We start from the raw sequence: 15,966 nt of genomic DNA on the forward strand, positions 1-15,966 counted from the left end.
GTGAGCCATCGTCTTACTCGCGGGGGGGAGGTAGTGATCAAAAGAGGTGGAGATCGGCCATGACCAGGATGGTTCGTGCACTTAGCGCCATAGCCGTTGCGGCGGCTGCTCTCGGCGCACTCGCCGTCGGCGAGCCCTCGTGGGAGAGCACCCCGGCGCATTCCGTGGCAGGGCCGGGCGAGCCCTCGTGGGAGAGCAACGCGGCTCACGACCTGTGGGCGGGACCGACCGAGCCCTCGTGGGAGGTCGCTCCGCGGGACGGCTTCACGCCCGACGAGCCCTCCTGGGAGTTCGCTCCCAAGGGCGCGGGCGCGTGACCGTGCCGCCGGACGACCCCAGGTTCCGCCGGGAGATGGCTTCGGCCTACCGGTCCGGGTGGCACTTCGTCGACCTCGCCACGGCCATCCCCCACCGTGGCGACGCGTTGCGGGTGACTCTCTTCGGGGAGCCGATCGTGGTGGCCCGGGAGCAGGACGAGGACGTCCGCGCGTACCGGTGTCTCCGCCGCCCGCGCGGCGCCCCACAGCCCATCCGCTGTGCCATCCGGTACGGCATGATCTTCGTCAACCTCGACCAGCGGGACCACCAGCTGATCGAACCAGAGACCATCCCCGCCACCCCCCGCAGTGCCTGAGCGATTCCCCCGTCGTTGTAGATCGCTCCGGCACTTCCCCCACACAGCGGCGCCATCGCGGACCTGAAACGCGATGGCGTCGCTGTGCTTTTCCGCGCCCGGGTGAGGGCGATCTCGATGACGACCCGGTCCGGGTTGGGGCTCGGCGTGCGCCCGTAGCGCTCCGCGTAGCGCGCCACCGCGTCCGCGACGGTCTCCGCCTCCGTGCGGACGTGCGCGACGCCCTCCAGGGTGGCCCAGCGCCCCTTGTCGACCTGGCAGACCGCGACCCGCGCGCCGTCCGCGCCGGCCGCGAGCACGTGGGCGACCTTCCGGCTGTTCTTGTTGGTGATGACCCGCGCGTACCCCTGCTCGGGGTCGTAGGTGACGCCCACCGCCACGACGTGCGGGGTGCCGTCCGGGCGCGGGGTGGTCAGGGTGCACATGTGGTACTCGCGCCAGAAGCTGAGGTACGAGTCGGAGGGGTTCCTCGGGTCTGTGGCCATGCCCGGAAACTACACTCCCCGATACCTTGAGCGGAGGTGGCTCAACTTTGTGTACCCTGGAGGGGTCATAAAGGGAGAGGACCCACGAGAACCCAGGAGGAGCACCGCACGTGGACGCCGAACTGACCAACCGGAGCCGGGACGCGATCAACGCGGCGAGCAGCCGTGCCGTGTCCGAGGGGCACGCCGACCTGACCCCCGCCCATCTCCTGCTGGCACTCCTGACGGGTCAGGAGAACGAGAACATCACCGATCTGCTCGCCGCCGTCGAGGCCGACCAGGCGGTCGTGCGCGCCGGCGCGGAGCGGCTGCTCGCCGCCCTGCCGAGCGTCACGGGGTCCACGGTCGCGCCCCCGCAGCCCAGCCGCGACTTCCTCGCGGTCATCGCCGACGCCGACAAGCGGGCCAAGGAGCTGGGCGACGACTTCCTGTCCACCGAGCACCTCCTGATCGGGCTCGCCGCCAAGGGCGGGCCGGCCGGTGAGATCCTCGACCGGCAGGGCGCGAGCGCTTCGAAGCTGCTCGACGCTTTCGAGAAGAGCAGGGGAGGACGCCGGGTGACCACACCCGACCCGGAGGGGCAGTACAAGGCGCTGGAGAAGTTCGGCACGGACTTCACGGCCGCCGCGCGCGAGGGCAAGCTCGACCCGGTCATCGGCCGGGACCACGAGATCCGCCGCGTCGTGCAGGTGCTGTCCCGCCGCACCAAGAACAACCCGGTCCTCATCGGTGAGCCCGGCGTCGGCAAGACCGCCGTCGTCGAGGGCCTCGCCCAGCGGATCGTGAAGGGCGACGTGCCCGAGTCGCTGAAGAACAAGCGGCTGGTCTCGCTCGACCTCGGCGCGATGGTCGCGGGAGCCAAGTACCGCGGCGAGTTCGAGGAGCGCCTGAAGACCGTGCTCTCCGAGATCAAGGCGAGCGACGGCCAGATCATCACCTTCATCGACGAGCTGCACACGGTCGTCGGCGCGGGCGCCGGCGGCGACTCCGCCATGGACGCGGGCAACATGCTCAAGCCGATGCTGGCCCGCGGCGAGCTGCGGATGGTCGGCGCGACCACCCTCGACGAGTACCGCGAGCGGATCGAGAAGGACCCCGCCCTGGAGCGCCGCTTCCAGCAGGTCCTGGTCGCCGAGCCGACCGTCGAGGACACCATCGCGATCCTCCGCGGTCTCAAGGGCCGCTACGAGGCCCATCACAAGGTGCAGATCAACGACTCCGCGCTGGTGGCCGCCGCGACCCTCTCCGACCGGTACATCACCTCCCGCTTCCTCCCCGACAAGGCCATCGACCTCGTCGACGAGGCCGCCTCACGGCTCCGCATGGAGATCGACTCCTCGCCCGTCGAGATCGACGAGCTCCAGCGCTCCGTGGACCGGCTCCGCATGGAGGAGCTGGCCCTGAAGAACGAGACGGACGCGGCGAGCAGGCAGCGCCTGGAGAAGCTGCGGCGCGACCTCGCCGACCGCGAGGAGGAGCTGCGGGGCCTCACCGCCCGCTGGGAGAAGGAGAAGCAGTCCCTCAACCGGGTCGGCGAGCTGAAGGAGCGCCTCGACGAGGTCCGGGGCCGCGCCGAGCGCGCCCAGCGCGACGGCGACTTCGACACCGCGTCCAAGCTGCTCTACGGCGAGATCCCGGCCCTGGAGCGGGAGCTGGCGGAGGCCTCCGAGGCCGAGGCCCAGCAGGAGTCCTCCAAGGACACCATGGTCAAGGAGGAGGTCGGTCCCGATGACATCGCGGACGTGGTCGGCTCCTGGACCGGCATCCCCGCCGGCCGCCTCCTGGAGGGCGAGACGCGGAAGCTGCTCCGCATGGAGGACGAGCTCGGCAGGCGGCTGATCGGCCAGTCCGAGGCCGTCCAGGCGGTCTCCGACGCCGTCCGCCGCACCCGCGCGGGCATCGCGGACCCCGACCGGCCCACCGGCTCCTTCCTCTTCCTCGGCCCCACCGGCGTCGGCAAGACGGAGCTGGCGAAGGCGCTCGCGGACTTCCTCTTCGACGACGAGCGGGCCATGATCCGCATCGACATGTCGGAGTACGGCGAGAAGCACAGCGTCGCCCGGCTGGTCGGCGCGCCCCCCGGCTACGTCGGGTACGAGGAGGGCGGCCAGCTCACGGAGGCGGTCCGCCGCCGCCCGTACAGCGTGGTCCTGCTCGACGAGGTGGAGAAGGCGCACCCGGAGGTCTTCGACGTCCTGCTCCAGGTCCTGGACGACGGCCGGCTCACTGACGGACAGGGCCGGACGGTGGACTTCCGCAACACCATCCTGATCCTGACCTCGAACCTCGGCAGCCAGTACCTCGTCGACCCCTCGACCCCCGAGGACGTCAAGAAGCAGCAGGTCCTGGACGTGGTGCGGGCCAGCTTCAAGCCGGAGTTCCTCAACCGGCTCGACGACCTGGTGGTCTTCTCCGCCCTCGACCGGGCCGAGCTGGGCCGGATCGCACGGCTCCAGATCGACCGGCTCGCGAAGCGGCTCGCCGAGCGGCGGCTCACCCTGGACGTCACCCCGGAGGCCCTGGAGTGGCTGGCCGAGGAGGGCAACGACCCGGCGTACGGCGCCCGGCCGCTGCGCCGTCTCATCCAGACGGCGATCGGGGACCGGCTCGCCAAGGAGATCCTCGCGGGCGAGGTCGTCGACGGCGACACGGTCCGGGTGGACCGCTTCGAGGACGGCCTGATCGTCGGGGCGGCGGACCCGGCCCCGTCCGGAAAGTCCCTCTGACTCAGAGGTCGAAGGCCTCCACGCGTACGAGGGCGGTGCCGCCGTCCTCGTACGTGACCCGGAGGTGCACGTAGAGCACGTCGTCGAAGGACACGTTCACACAGCGGTCCACCTCGCAGGAGTGCGGCGGCTCGCCCGTCGGATAGGTCGCGTCCAGCCACCCCCCGAGCTCGGAGCGCGGCATCCGGAACTCGGCCTCCGCATGGGTGTCCTGCCAGTGGGCCGCCGTGCACCGGGCGTCCTCGGCGCTCATCGGCAGGCTTCCCTTGGCGAAGGCCATCAGCTGGGCGCAGTCGACCGGCTTCGGCTCGCCGATCTCGTCCCAGGCCATCGCGCCCCAGACGAGCAGGGCCAGCGGGCCGCCGCACACGAGGGTCACCGCCGCCGACACCCAGACCCAGGTCCACGGCCGCGGGCGCACCGGTTTCGTCCTGTTCCCCGTTTTCTCCCCCATGAGCACCAGATCTTGTCAGCCCGCAGCGGATCGCGGGAGGTGGGACTTGCCACGTACCGCCCGGCATGGGGGAGGATGGCGAGCATCCGTACGAAGGGAAATTCACGGTGAGCATCGACCCGTCCTCGATTCCGAATTTCGGGGGCCAGCCCCAGCCTCAGGCCGCAGGACCGGCGGGCCCCGTCGTCCCCGACCAGGACCTCGTCAAGCAGCTCCTCGAGCAGATGGAGCTGAAGTACGTCGTCGACGACGAGGGTGACCTCGCGGCGCCGTGGGAGGAGTTCCGCACGTACTTCATGTTCCGCGGCGAGGACGAGCAGCAGGTCTTCTCGGTGCGGACGTTCTACGACCGCCCGCACTCCGCCGACGACCGCGCCAGGGTCCTCGACGCGATCGACGACTGGAACCGCCGCACCCTGTGGCCGAAGGTCTACACGCACCTGCACGAGGAGGAGGACGGCTCCGCCACCCTCCGCCTCATCGGTGAGGCGCAGATGCTGATCGGCACCGGCGTCGCCCTGGAGCACTTCGTGTCCTCCACGGTCAGCTGGGTCCGCGCCTCCATCGAGTTCGACAAGTGGATCGTCGAGCAGTTCGGCCTGGAGTCCCCCGAGGAGAAGGCCGAGGGCGACGAGGAGGCGTAAGCCCCCTCGCTGGGCCGCTCGGCTCAGATCGCCATGCGCGCGAGCGTGAGGGCGTAGGCCCCGTAGCAGAACGAGAGCCCGGCCAGGGCCGCGATCACCACGACCGCGGCCCTCGGCCGGGCTTTCGTCAGTGCCCCGGCGAGCGGCAGCAGCAGCGGGAAGGCCGGGAGCAGGAACCGCGGCTTCGACTCGAAGAAGCCAGAGCCGCCGACCGCGATGAGCACGAGCACCGCCGTGTACGCGAGGACGGGCAGCGGCAGCCGCTCCCCGCACACGACGAGCGCGAAGAGCAGCACCCCCGCGCCGGTGAGGAGCAGCGCCATCGCGAAGCCGAACTGGGTCGGACCGCCCAGCATCTCCCGGACGAACAGCAGGGCGCCCTTCCCGAGGTCGAAGCGGGAGGTCCAGCCCGACTGCACCGCGAAGTAGCCGCCGAGCAGGTCGCCCCGGCGGGCCCCCACCCAGAGCAGATACGCGAGCCAGCCGGCCGGCGCGAGGCAGGCGGCCGCCCACACCCGGGACCCGGCCCGGCCGCGGGTCCGCCACAGCTCGCAGGCGACGGCGGTCAGGACGGCGGCGGCGACCGCGATGCCGTTGGGGCGGGTGAGCCCGGCGAGGCTCGCGAGGGAGGCCGCCCAGAGCCAGCGGCGGGTCAGCAGCGCGTACAGCGCCCAGGCGGCGAAGGCGGTCATGACCGGCTCCGTGTACGCCATGGTCAGCACGATCGAGTGCGGCAGCAGTCCCCACAGCAGGACGAGCACGACGGCGGTGGCCCGCCCCCGCAGCCGCTCCCCGACCGCGTAGACGCCCCATGCGGCGGCCCCGGCGGCGAGCCAGGACAGCAGCAGCCCGGCGGTGCCCCCGGCGACCGGCAGCACGGTGGTGACGGCCCGCACGAGCGCCGGGTAGAGCGGGAAGAAGGCCAGGTCGGACAGGATCATGTCGTGGGCGCCGTGCAGGGTCCGCCCGTAGCCGTGGGCCGCGATCCCGGTGTACCACCCGGAGTCCCAGGAGGTCGCGAGGAGCGTCCGGGGCGAGCGGCCGGTGTGCCGGGCCCAGAGCGCGAGGACCAGCACGCCGGTGAGCCGGGCGGCGGCGAAGAGCCCGAGCGCGGGCGCGGCCCGGCGGAGCGCGGCGCGCCACCGGGGGGCGCGGCGCACGGCCCGTCGGTCCGGGCTGTCCCGGACCGCGGTGGTCGTCGGCCGGTCGAGGGTCTCGGCGGACAGGGTGCACCTCCGGGCGCGCGGGAAACCGGTCACTGCCGATAAATCGGTCTACCCGACCATCGGCCCGGCGCCCGGGGGGCGCGCGCGGACACAACCCGCCCGGGGGAACGCCCCCGGACGGATCCCGCGGTCCGCGCCGCGGCGTCAGCCCAGCCGCTTGAGCCGCGAGACGGCCTCCTCCAGGACCTCGGTCTTCTTGCAGAAGGCGAAGCGGACGAAGGGGGCGCCGGCCTCGCGGTGGTCGTAGAAGACGGCGTTGGGGATGGCGACGACCCCGGCGCGCTCGGGCAGCGAACGGCAGAAGGCGAAGCCGTCCTCCTCGCCGAGCGGGCGGATGTCGGTGGTGACGAAGTAGGTCCCCGCGGGCCGGTAGACGGCGAAGCCGGCCTGCGCGAGGCCCTCGGCGAGCAGGTCCCGCTTGGCGGCCAGGTCGGCGCGGAAGCCGTCGAAGTACGCGTCCGGCAGGCGGAGCGCCTCGGCGACGGCGTACTGGAAGGGGCCCGCGGACACGTACGTGAGGAACTGCTTGGCCGAGCGGACGGCGGAGGTCAGCTCGGGGCTCGCGGTGATCCAGCCGACCTTCCAGCCCGTGAACGAGAAGGTCTTGCCGCTCGAACCGATGGTGACGGTGCGCTCCCGCATCCCGGGCAGGCTCGCGAGCGGCAGGTGTTCGGCGCCGTCGAAGACCAGGTGCTCGTACACCTCGTCCGTGACGACGAGCAGGTCCCGCTCGGTCGCCAGCTCGGCGACGGCGGTCAGCTCGGCCCGGGTGAGGACGGTGCCGGTGGGGTTGTGGGGGGTGTTGAGGAGGATCAGCCGGGTCCGGTCGGTGACGGCGGCCCGCAGTTCGTCCAGGTCGAGGACGAAGCGCCGGTCGCCGTCGCCGTCCTGCTCGGGACGGAGGGTGACCGGGACCCTGGTGCCGCCGGCCATCGCGATGCAGGCGGCGTACGAGTCGTAGTACGGCTCCAGGGCGATCACCTCGTCGCCCGGCTCGACCAGGGCGAGCAGCGCGGCGGCGATGGCCTCGGTGGCGCCCGCCGTGACCAGCACCTCGGTGTCGGGTTCGTAGGAGAGGCCGTACCGCCCGCGCTGGTGGTCGGCGATGGCCGAGCGCAGTTCGGGGACGCCGGGGCCGGGCGGGTACTGGTTGCCGCGGCCGTCCCGCAGCGCGCGGACCGCCGCCTCCCGGATCTCCTCGGGGCCGTCGGTGTCGGGGAAGCCCTGACCGAGGTTGATCGACCCGGTCCTGGTGGCGAGCGCGGACATCTCGGCGAAGATCGTCGTCCCGAACTCGGCGAGGCGGCGGTTGAGCAGCGGTCGTGTCATGACGGCCATCCTGGGGCCGGACTCGTGCCGCCGCCAAGCTCTGGACTTGCTCAAGTGCGCTTTGGCGGGCGGCCGGAACGGGGATCGCCCTGGCATGAACATCGCATACCTCATCGTCGGCCTCACGGTCGTCGCCGCGGTCGTCGTGGCGGTCGGGGCGTGGGCGGCCGGGCGCGGCTCGGGTGCCGGTGGCGGCGCGAGCTGGTGGGCGGGCTCGTCCTCCTCCTCGTCCTCCTCGTCCTCGTCCTCCTCCTGCTCGTCGTCCACGTCGTTCTCCTGCTCCACCTCCTCGTGTTCGAGCTCGTCCGGTTCCTCGTGTTCGAGTTCTTCCTGCTCCTCGTCGAGCTGCTCCAGCTCCTCGTGCAGCTGAGCCCGGAGCCGAAGCTCTGGACTCGCTCAAGTCGGCTTTGAGGGGGTGCCGCACCGGGCATCCCCCTCGCACAGAAGAACGGGGGAAGTACCGATGGACATCTTCATCATCTTCATGGGGGGCCTGATCCTCGTCGGGGTCGCGTCCACCGTCCGGAACCGGATCGGTTCCCGGCGCCGGTGGCCGAAGAAGCGGGGCCGCCGGTCGGGCAGCGGCAGCGGCAACTGGGCCGACGGCGGCGGCGGGGGCGGCTGCGGCGGCGGCAGTTCGTGCGGCTCCGGCAGTTCGTGCGGCTCCGGTTCCAGTTGTGGCGGAGGCGGCTGCGGCGGCGGAAGTTGAGTGCGGGGCCGCCGCGCGGGTACGGGACGACCGTGCGGCCATGAGGCTGCCGCGCGGTGACGAGGCGTGAGGCACGTGACGCGGGCAATCCATGCGCACATGTCGATCGATTCCGATTGAACAGTTGAACTGTGGGGTCCCCGAAGGGGTTGGAAAACACAGCAAGTTGGGTAAAAACGCTGCGAGTCGCCCGGCGTCCGTGGTTCTCTCGCTCCTGACAGAGACAGCCCTCGGACCGTGTGTGGACCCGAGCCGGCGATTCCCCACTCCCGTTGAATCCTTCTCCGGGGCGCCCCCGGCCCACCCGTCAAACCGTGTTTGCGGAGCCGACCCATGCTCACCACCCTGAAGACCTCCTACACCGACACGCGCGCGGCCGATCTGGCCTGGGCCCTCGGGCGCGAGCCGCTGCCCGCCCTCGCCGTGCTCGACCTCGAACTCACCGGCGCTAAACTCCAGTTGAGACTGCTCGGCGCCTCCCACCAGGTCCTCCTGGAGGAAGACGGCCGCACCTGCTCGGAGACCGTCGCCTGCATGCCCGGGAGCAGCACCCCGCTGCCGCTCGGTGTCTCCAAGCGCGTCGGCGACTGGGAGTACGAATTCGCCGCACGCGTCGAGACGCTCTCGCACGGCTCCTTCGCGGGCCGCGCACAGGAGTTGCTCGCGCTCGTCGCCGACCATCCCAACGGACTCGCGGGGACCTTCCCCGGCTCGCCGCACGCCTTCACGGCGATGCTCGCGCAGCGTCACGAGGGCCAGGTGCGGTGGCGCACCTGGCACGCCTACCCGCAGGAGGGGCAGTTGGTGGTGACCAGGACCCGGATCGGCGTACGTATGCCTGCCACGCTCTGATGCACCCCCCAGGAGCCGCAGATGCACTCGTGTGGGTGACAAGAGGTATCCGAATCGTGACGTAGCGTTACGGTCATGATCGAGCCGACCGTGACCATGCCACCCAAGAGGGTGCGGCGGGCGCCCGTGCGGCGGCCCGAGCCGCCGCGCGAGACGGTGCGGTTCCCGGTCCTCGCGGTGGTCTTCGTCTGCGCCGCCTGCGGACTGGTCTACGAACTCGAACTGGTGGCGCTCGCCTCCTACTTGATCGGCGACTCGGTCACGCAGGCCTCCGTCGTGCTCTCCGTGATGGTCTTCGCCATGGGGGTGGGCTCGCTCCTCGCCAAGCGGCTGCGCTGCCGGGCCGCCGTCGGCTTCGGCCTGGTCGAGGCCGGGCTCGCGCTGGTCGGCGGCTGCTCGGCGATGGTGCTGTACGCGGCCTTCGCCTGGCTCGGTGAATCGCGGTACGTGCTCGTGGCGTTCTCGCTGGCCATCGGGGTGCTCATCGGCGCCGAGATCCCGCTGCTGATGTCCCTCATACAGCGCTCCGGACGGCCGGCCGAGGGCGGGGAACGGGCAGGGCGGGCCGGGCGGAAGGCCTCGCTCGGCGAGCAGGACGACGCCGCCGGGACGGTCGCCGACCTCTTCGCCGCCGACTACGTCGGCGCGCTGGTCGGCGGCCTCGCCTTCCCCTTCCTCCTGCTGCCCTGGCTCGGGCAGTTGACCGGCGCGCTGGTCACCGGCGCGGTGAACGCGGTGGCGGGCGGCGGCCTCGTCCTCTGGGTGTTCCGCCACGACCTGACGGCCCGCTCCCGCGCGCTGCTCGTCGCCGTGAACGTGTCGGTGCTCGCCGTCCTCGCCACCGCGACCGTGCTCGTCGACGACTTCGAACAGGCCGCCCGCCGCGCCGTGTACGGGGAGTCGGTGCGGGTCGCCGTCCACACCGACCTCCAGGAGGTGGTGGTGACGGGCGGGGTCGGGGGACCGCCCGACCTGTTCCTCGACGGCCGCCTCCGGGTCGCCGGGCAGGACGAGTACCGCTACCACGAGGCGCTCGTCCACCCCGCGATGAACGGGCCGCACGCGCGCGTGCTCATCGTCGGCGGCGGCGACGGCATGGCCGCCCGCGAGGTGCTGCGCTACCCCGGGGCCGACTCCGTCACCGTCGTCGAACTCGACCCGGGCGTCGTCCGCCTCGCCCGTACGGACCCGGCGCTCGCCGCGCTCAACGCACAGGCGTTCCGCGACCCGCGCGTCCACGTGGTCTACGCGGACGCCTTCCGCTGGCTCCGGGGGGCCGCCGCGCGGGTGCAGGAACGGTACGACGTGGTGATCTCCGATCTGCCCGACCCCGGCATCACCCCCAGCACCAAGCTGTACTCGGAGGAGTTCTACGGCCTGGTGGCCCAGATGCTCACCCCGTCCGGACGCTTCGCCGTGCACGCCGGGTCCGTCACCGACCGGCCGCGCACCTACTGGACCGTGGACGCCACCCTCCGCGCGGCCGGCTTCGCGACCCGCCCGTACAGCGCGGGCGGCCGCACCCCCGGCTTCGCCGCGGGACCCGACCGGGCCGACCGCGCCGGCGGTACGGGAGAGGGCCCCGGCGACTGGGGCTTCCTCCTGGCCGTACGGGCGGCGGGGCCCGGCGCCCCACCGCCGCCGCTCGGGCTCGCCGCCGACGCGCCCCTGCTGCGCTCGCTCGGCCCGGGCTCCCTGGAGGCGGCGGCGCGCCGCGCCGAACGCGGCCGGGGCCCCGAACTGCCGCCCTCGACGCTGGTCCACCCCCGGTACGGCGGCTGAGCGGGGGGCGGTCGGGTGTCGTCCGCCCCGGGGCGGACCCGACTGCGGGGCAAACAGGCGACGGCGCGCCCCGGCCTGAGTAGGCTCGGCTTCCATGGAGCATGAGGTGTTCGTTCCGGTCCCGGCCGAGGTCCTGCGCGCGACGCTCACCGACCCGAGCCGGGTGGTGCGCTGCGTTCCCGGCCTCCAGCGGGACGCCGACGCGACGGCGGGCCCCCTGACGGGCCGGCTCAAGGTGCGGGTCGGCGGCAACACGATCACCTACCGGGGCGCCCTGAAGGTCGTCGAGCGCGACGGGGCCATCACCTACGAGGGCCACGGCACCGAGGCCCGGGGCAAGGGCGCGGCCGAGCTGTCGCTCACGGTCGTCCTCACTCCGGTGGCCGAGGGCACCAGCCTGAGCTTCACCGGCGCCCTGACGGCGGAAGGCCGGCTCGCCGAGACGACGGAGGAAGCGCGCTCCACGACGGGCACCCGGCTGCTCGACAAGTTCGTGGCGGCCGTGACCGCGCTCGCGGGGGAGCCGGCCCCGGAGGAGTCGCGGGCGGCCGATGCCGATGCCGAGACAGACACCGAGGGCGAGGGCGACAGCGACGACGACGGGGTCGACGACGGTGTCGAGGAGCCCCGCCGGGGCATCGCCTTCGACGCGCAGGTCCCGCCGCCCTCCCTCGACCCCCTCCCGGCCGAGGGCTTCGGCGACACCCCCATCGAGTTCCCCGCCCCGCAGCCCGCCGCCGAGGCCGCCCACGCCCGCCGGACCATGATCGGGCGGAGCGCCGAGGAGGTCGACCACGCCCCACCGCGCGGCCGGTACGCCCCCGTTCCCGCCCCCGAGGCGTCCAACGCCGGTGCCACCCTGCGCTGGATCGCACCGGCCGCGGCCCTCGCGCTGGCCTCCGCGGTCGTCGTCGGCCGGGCGTTGCGCCGACGGCGCTGAGACTCCGCCGCCCGCCCTCCGCCCCCGGCGCGGGCACGCCGCCCCTGCCCCCGCCCCGGCTCCGCCCCGGCTCCGTCCGTGTGCGCCACGACCGGCGCGGGAAGGGTCGTCCGCGTTCGGTGCTCCGCACGATTAGGGTCGGTGCGTGAGCATGCAGACGCGACTGACGGCGGGCGACGCCGAGTTGACCATCAGCCCCGAGCGCGGCGGCCGTATCGAGAGCCTGCGCATCGGCGGCACCGAGGTGCTGCGCCAGGGCGAGCGCTTCGGAAGCTTCCCGATGGTGCCCTGGTGCGGGCGGACCGAGAACGGCCGCTTCCGCAACGGGGCGACCACCCACCAGCTGCCGGTCAACGCGCCCCCGCACGCCATCCACGGCACCGTCCGGGACCTGGCCTGGAAAACCGCCAGGAGTTCCGCGACCGAGGCGGTCCTGACCTGCGAGCTGGGCGACCCCTGGCCGTACAAGGGCAAGGTCACCCAGGTCTTCGAGCTGGCCGAGGACTCCCTCACCCTCCGGTTCGGGATCGAGACCTACGACGACTCCTTCCCGGCCCAGGCCGGCTGGCACCCCTGGTTCCTGCGCAACCTCGGCCGGGGCGGCCAGGACGTGCGGCTCGACTTCACCGCCGCCTGGCAGGAGGAGCGCGGCGAGAACCACCTCCCCACCGGACGCCGGATCGACCCCCTGCCCGGCCCCTGGGACGACTGCTTCGGCATGCCCGACGGCGTCGACGTCACCCTCACCTGGCCGGAGGAGCTGGAACTGAAGGTCGCGAGCCGCGCGCCCTGGGTCGTGATCTACGACGAGCCCGAGGACGCCGTCTGCGTCGAGCCGCAGTCCGGCCCCCCGAACGGCCTCAACACCCATCCGCGCCTGGTCACCCCGATCGACCCCCTGGAGATCGAGAGCACCTGGCGCTGGAGGCGACTGTAAAAGACGCCCCTTAAGCTGCTGGGCATGACTGACGTACGCGCTGAGCTGCTCCAGCAGATCAAGGACAAGGCCGTGGTGCACGGCAAGGTGACCCTCTCCTCGGGTCGGGAAGCCGACTACTACATCGACCTGCGACGGATCACGCTGGACGGCGAGGCCGCGCCGATGGTGGGCCAGGTCATGCTGGACCTGACCGCCGACCTGGACTTCGACTGCGTCGGCGGTCTGACCCTGGGCGCCGACCCGGTCGCGACCTCGATGCTGCACGCCTCGGCCGCGCGCGGGCAGCGCCTCGACGCCTTCGTCGTACGGAAGGCGCAGAAGGCGCACGGCATGCAGCGCCGGATCGAGGGCACGGACGTCAAGGGCCGTCGCTGCCTGGTGGTCGAGGACACCTCGACCACCGGCGGTTCGCCGCTGACCGCCGTCGAGGCCGTCCGCGAGGCCGGCGGCGAGGTCGTCGCCGTGGCCACGATCGTGGACCGGGGCGCCGCCGAGGCCATCGCCGGTGCGGGCCTGACGTACCTCACGGGCTACCAGCTGGGCGATCTCGACCTGGCGTAACCGCCGCGAAGTCGTGACTTAGGTCCCGGACCCCCTCCAGAGCGGTCCTGACCTGCTTTTTTGCCGAAGGGCGGGGTGTTTCACGTGAAACACCCCGCCCTTCGGCGTGCCGCGCCCGTGGGAGCCCGTACAAGAGTCTGGAAAGATGGTCTCGACGATGACGTCGCCCCCAGGTCAGGGACAGCAGTAGCAACACACCCCGCACATCACAAGGAGCGGACGAATGCCCATCGCAACCCCCGAGGTCTACAACGAGATGCTCGACCGGGCGAAGGCAGGCAAGTTCGCCTACCCGGCCATCAACGTGACCTCGTCCCAGACCCTGCACGCTGCGCTGCGCGGCTTCGCGGAGGCCGAGAGCGACGGCATCATCCAGATCTCGACCGGCGGAGCCGAGTTCCTGGGCGGCCAGTACAACAAGGACATGGTCACGGGCGCCGTTGCCCTGGCCGAATTCGCGCACATCGTCGCCGCGAAGTATGACATCACCGTCGCGCTGCACACCGACCACTGCCCGAAGGACAAGCTGGACGGCTACGTCCGTCCGCTGCTCGACATCTCCGCCGAGCGCGTCTCCCGTGGCCTGAACCCGCTGTTCCAGTCCCACATGTGGGACGGCTCCGCCGAGACCCTCGCGGACAACCTGGCCATCGGCCAGGAGCTGCTCGCGAAGGCCGCCGCCGCCAAGATCATCCTTGAGGTCGAGATCACCCCGACCGGCGGCGAGGAGGACGGTGTCAGCCACGAGATCAACGACGAGCTGTACACCACCGTCGACGACGCGCTCCGCACCGCCGAGGCCCTGGGCCTGGGCGAGAAGGGCCGCTACCTGCTCGCCGCCTCCTTCGGCAACGTGCACGGCGTCTACAAGCCGGGCAACGTCGTGCTCCGCCCCGAGCTGCTCAAGGACCTCCAGGCCGGTGTCGCCGAGAAGTACGGCAAGGCGTCCCCGTTCGACTTCGTCTTCCACGGCGGCTCGGGCTCCACGGCCGAGGAGATCGCCACCGCGCTGGAGAACGGCGTCGTGAAGATGAACCTGGACACCGACACCCAGTACGCCTTCACGCGTCCGGTGGCGAACCACATGTTCAAGAACTACGACGGCGTCCTGAAGGTCGACGGCGAGGTCGGCATCAAGTCGACCTACGACCCGCGCACCTGGGGCAAGCTGGCCGAGGCCGGCATGGCCACCCGTGTGACCGAGGCGTGTGCCGCGCTCCGCTCCACCGGCACCAAGATGAAGTAACCGCAGCACCCGCGGTGATCGTTTGAGCGAAGGACCCGGCACCTCCCGAGGTGCCGGGTCCTCGTGCGTCGACGGGAGGGCCCGATGTACGACTTCGACCGGGAGATAGACCGGCACGGCACCTGGTCGGTGCAGTGGGACGGGATCGCGGACCGCTTCGGCGTGCCCGATCTGCTCCCCTTCACCATCTCCGACATGGACTTCGCCTCCCCGCCGGAGGTCCTCGCGGCCCTCCAGGAGCGCGTGAGCCACGGGGTCTTCGGCTACACGGACTGGCGGCTCGGGGAGTTCCGGGAGGCGATCCGGCACTGGTACGCGAGCCGGTTCGCCACCGAGATCGACCCGGAGGCCCTGGTCTACGCGCCCTCCGTGCTCAGCCAGCTCTCCCAGCTGCTCCAGATGTGGACCGCGCCCGGTGAGGGCGTCGTCGTCCACACCCCCACGTACGACGGCTTCCGCAAGGCCGTCACCGGACTCGGGCGCGAGCTGCGCGGGGTTCCGGTCGGGGACACGGAGGCCCTGGAACGCGAGCTGGCCCGGCCGGACAGCCGGATGCTGCTGCTCTGCTCCCCGCACAACCCGACCGGCCGGGTGTGGACGGAAGCGGAACTCACCCGCTTCGCGGAGCTGGCCGAGCGGCACGGCGTCTCCGTCGTCAGCGACGAGATCCACGCGGACCTGACCACCGAGGGGCACCGCCACGTGCCGTGGTCCCGGATCGCGGAGTCCGGCCGGGGCCGCCGCTGGGCCCTGGTCACCTCGGGCACGAAGGCCTTCAACTTCCCGGCACTCTCCGGTTCGTACGGGATCGTCGGCGACCCCGACGAGCGCACGGCCTTCATCCGGCGGATGGAGACCGGCGAGGGCCTCGCCTCGCCCGCCGTGCTCTCGCTGACCGCCCACATCGCCGCGTACCGGCACGGCGCGGCCTGGCTGGACGAGCTGCGCGCGTACGTGGCGGGCACGATGACCGTGATCGGCGAGCGCCTCGCGGCCGGGCTCCCGGACCTCGTGTGGGCGCCCCCGCAGGCCGGCTACCTGGCCTGGATCGACCTGCGGCCGCTCGGCATCGACGAGACCAGGCTCCAGGAGGAACTGGTGGCGGTGGAGAAGGTCGCGATCATGCCGGGCGGGGTGTACGGCACGCCGGGCTTCGTCCGGCTGAACGTGGGCTGCCCCCGGAAGAAGGCGGAGCGAGGCGTGGAAGCCCTGGTCAGGGCGGCGACACGGCTGCGGACGGCCTGAGGGGAGACCCTCCGGGCAGCGCGGGCCGCCCCGGTCGGGGAGGGCCTGCGAGGGCGGCGGCGGCCACGGTCGGGGAGGCCCTGCGAGGGCGGCGGCGGCCACGGTCGGGGCCGCCGCCGATACCCGGAGGCGAGGTGTCGCAGGCGTGTTCTAGTCTTCGTGCACCGTGCCCCGCTCTGAGGGCCGGAGACCA

At 72.2% G+C, this 15,966-nt stretch carries 16 protein-coding genes and 1 pseudogene; 13 read left to right on the forward strand and 4 right to left on the reverse strand.

Going from position 1 to position 15,966, the window contains the following annotated elements:
- The first annotated feature begins 59 nt into the window (after positions 1-59).
- Both ASD33_RS32485 and ASD33_RS36670 read left to right on the forward strand, forming a co-directional pair.
- The gene (locus ASD33_RS32485) at positions 60-317 is read left to right on the forward strand and encodes a hypothetical protein (protein ID WP_056569053.1); all 258 of its coding nucleotides are present in this window, start codon (positions 60-62) and stop codon (positions 315-317) included.
- Positions 314-634 (forward strand): hypothetical protein, encoded by a 321-nt coding sequence (locus ASD33_RS36670; RefSeq protein WP_057574034.1) that lies wholly within the window; start codon positions 314-316, stop codon positions 632-634. The genes ASD33_RS32485 and ASD33_RS36670 overlap by 4 nt, the downstream gene beginning before the upstream one ends.
- A 95-nt stretch (positions 635-729) precedes the next feature.
- Here the strand turns inward: ASD33_RS36670 and ASD33_RS32490 are convergent.
- Positions 730-1,119 (reverse strand): annotated as a pseudogene (locus tag ASD33_RS32490) (pyridoxamine 5'-phosphate oxidase family protein); the annotation flags it as partial.
- Positions 1,120-1,229: 110 nt separating this feature from the next.
- Between ASD33_RS32490 and clpB the strand changes: the two are divergent.
- A complete protein-coding gene (gene clpB / locus ASD33_RS32495; RefSeq protein WP_056569057.1) occupies positions 1,230-3,845 on the forward strand; it encodes an ATP-dependent chaperone ClpB in 2,616 nt (871 codons plus the stop codon).
- A 1-nt stretch (position 3,846) separates the two neighbouring features.
- Here clpB and ASD33_RS32500 read toward each other — a convergent pair whose 3' ends face one another.
- Positions 3,847-4,266, reverse strand: a complete 420-nt coding sequence (locus ASD33_RS32500; protein ID WP_056569059.1) for a hypothetical protein — start codon at positions 4,264-4,266, stop codon at positions 3,847-3,849.
- A 140-nt stretch (positions 4,267-4,406) separates the two neighbouring features.
- Between ASD33_RS32500 and ASD33_RS32505 the strand changes: the two genes are divergently transcribed.
- Positions 4,407-4,943 carry a YbjN domain-containing protein gene (locus tag ASD33_RS32505; RefSeq protein WP_056569062.1) on the forward strand — a complete coding sequence of 179 codons (537 nt, stop codon included), beginning with the start codon at positions 4,407-4,409 and terminating at the stop codon, positions 4,941-4,943.
- Positions 4,944-4,966: 23 nt separating this feature from the next.
- Here ASD33_RS32505 and ASD33_RS32510 read toward each other — a convergent pair whose 3' ends face one another.
- A complete protein-coding gene (locus ASD33_RS32510) occupies positions 4,967-6,103 on the reverse strand; it encodes a hypothetical protein (protein WP_056569646.1) in 1,137 nt (378 codons plus the stop codon).
- Between the two features lie 210 nt (positions 6,104-6,313).
- Positions 6,314-7,507 (reverse strand): pyridoxal phosphate-dependent aminotransferase, encoded by a 1,194-nt coding sequence (locus ASD33_RS32515; RefSeq protein ID WP_056569064.1) that lies wholly within the window; start codon positions 7,505-7,507, stop codon positions 6,314-6,316.
- Positions 7,508-7,657: 150 nt separating this feature from the next.
- Here ASD33_RS32515 and ASD33_RS32520 point away from each other — a divergent pair, with 150 nt between their 5' ends.
- The 9 genes from ASD33_RS32520 (at position 7,658) to ASD33_RS32560 (ending at position 15,773) form a co-directional block, all read left to right on the forward strand.
- The gene (locus tag ASD33_RS32520; RefSeq protein WP_056569067.1) at positions 7,658-7,909 is read left to right on the forward strand and encodes a hypothetical protein; all 252 of its coding nucleotides are present in this window, start codon (positions 7,658-7,660) and stop codon (positions 7,907-7,909) included.
- Between the two features lie 52 nt (positions 7,910-7,961).
- On the forward strand, positions 7,962-8,207 hold the full coding sequence (locus ASD33_RS32525; RefSeq protein WP_079045135.1) for a hypothetical protein: 246 nt from the start codon (positions 7,962-7,964) through the stop codon (positions 8,205-8,207).
- Positions 8,208-8,540: 333 nt separating this feature from the next.
- The gene (locus ASD33_RS32530) at positions 8,541-9,059 is read left to right on the forward strand and encodes a DUF2617 family protein (RefSeq protein ID WP_056569071.1); all 519 of its coding nucleotides are present in this window, start codon (positions 8,541-8,543) and stop codon (positions 9,057-9,059) included.
- Between the two features lie 96 nt (positions 9,060-9,155).
- A complete protein-coding gene (locus tag ASD33_RS32535; RefSeq protein ID WP_107103830.1) occupies positions 9,156-10,841 on the forward strand; it encodes a polyamine aminopropyltransferase in 1,686 nt (561 codons plus the stop codon).
- Positions 10,842-10,935: 94 nt separating this feature from the next.
- Positions 10,936-11,781: an SRPBCC domain-containing protein gene (locus ASD33_RS32540; protein WP_056569074.1), complete on the forward strand. Its 846-nt coding sequence runs from the start codon at positions 10,936-10,938 to the stop codon at positions 11,779-11,781.
- Positions 11,782-11,932: 151 nt separating this feature from the next.
- Entirely contained in the window at positions 11,933-12,718 is a 786-nt protein-coding gene (locus tag ASD33_RS32545) for an aldose epimerase (RefSeq protein WP_056569077.1), read from the forward strand.
- 24 nt (positions 12,719-12,742) lie between these two features.
- Entirely contained in the window at positions 12,743-13,282 is a 540-nt protein-coding gene (gene pyrE, locus ASD33_RS32550) for an orotate phosphoribosyltransferase (protein WP_056569080.1), read from the forward strand.
- A gap of 223 nt (positions 13,283-13,505) precedes the next feature.
- Positions 13,506-14,528, forward strand: a complete 1,023-nt coding sequence (gene fbaA / locus ASD33_RS32555) for a class II fructose-bisphosphate aldolase (RefSeq protein WP_056569083.1) — start codon at positions 13,506-13,508, stop codon at positions 14,526-14,528.
- 84 nt (positions 14,529-14,612) lie between these two features.
- A complete protein-coding gene (locus ASD33_RS32560) occupies positions 14,613-15,773 on the forward strand; it encodes a MalY/PatB family protein (RefSeq protein WP_056569086.1) in 1,161 nt (386 codons plus the stop codon).
- Positions 15,774-15,966: the final 193 nt, after the last annotated feature.

The organism is Streptomyces sp. Root1304 (assembly GCF_001426405.1).
Taxonomy (GTDB): domain Bacteria; phylum Actinomycetota; class Actinomycetes; order Streptomycetales; family Streptomycetaceae; genus Streptomyces.

Bases quoted from the DNA above. Each gene is read 5' to 3' on its own strand.
- ASD33_RS32560 (WP_056569086.1), top strand. From the start codon at position 14,613: ATGTACGACTTCGACCGGGAGATAGACCGGCACGGCACCTGGTCGGTG.
- ASD33_RS32540 (WP_056569074.1), top strand. From the start codon at position 10,936: ATGGAGCATGAGGTGTTCGTTCCGGTCCCGGCCGAGGTCCTGCGCGCG.
- ASD33_RS32535 (WP_107103830.1), top strand. From the start codon at position 9,156: ATGCCACCCAAGAGGGTGCGGCGGGCGCCCGTGCGGCGGCCCGAGCCG.
- ASD33_RS32515 (WP_056569064.1), bottom strand. From the start codon at position 7,507: ATGGCCGTCATGACACGACCGCTGCTCAACCGCCGCCTCGCCGAGTTC.
- fbaA (WP_056569083.1), top strand. From the start codon at position 13,506: ATGCCCATCGCAACCCCCGAGGTCTACAACGAGATGCTCGACCGGGCG.
- ASD33_RS32545 (WP_056569077.1), top strand. From the start codon at position 11,933: ATGCAGACGCGACTGACGGCGGGCGACGCCGAGTTGACCATCAGCCCC.
- ASD33_RS32485 (WP_056569053.1), top strand. From the start codon at position 60: ATGACCAGGATGGTTCGTGCACTTAGCGCCATAGCCGTTGCGGCGGCT.
- ASD33_RS32525 (WP_079045135.1), top strand. From the start codon at position 7,962: ATGGACATCTTCATCATCTTCATGGGGGGCCTGATCCTCGTCGGGGTC.
- ASD33_RS32530 (WP_056569071.1), top strand. From the start codon at position 8,541: ATGCTCACCACCCTGAAGACCTCCTACACCGACACGCGCGCGGCCGAT.
- pyrE (WP_056569080.1), top strand. From the start codon at position 12,743: ATGACTGACGTACGCGCTGAGCTGCTCCAGCAGATCAAGGACAAGGCC.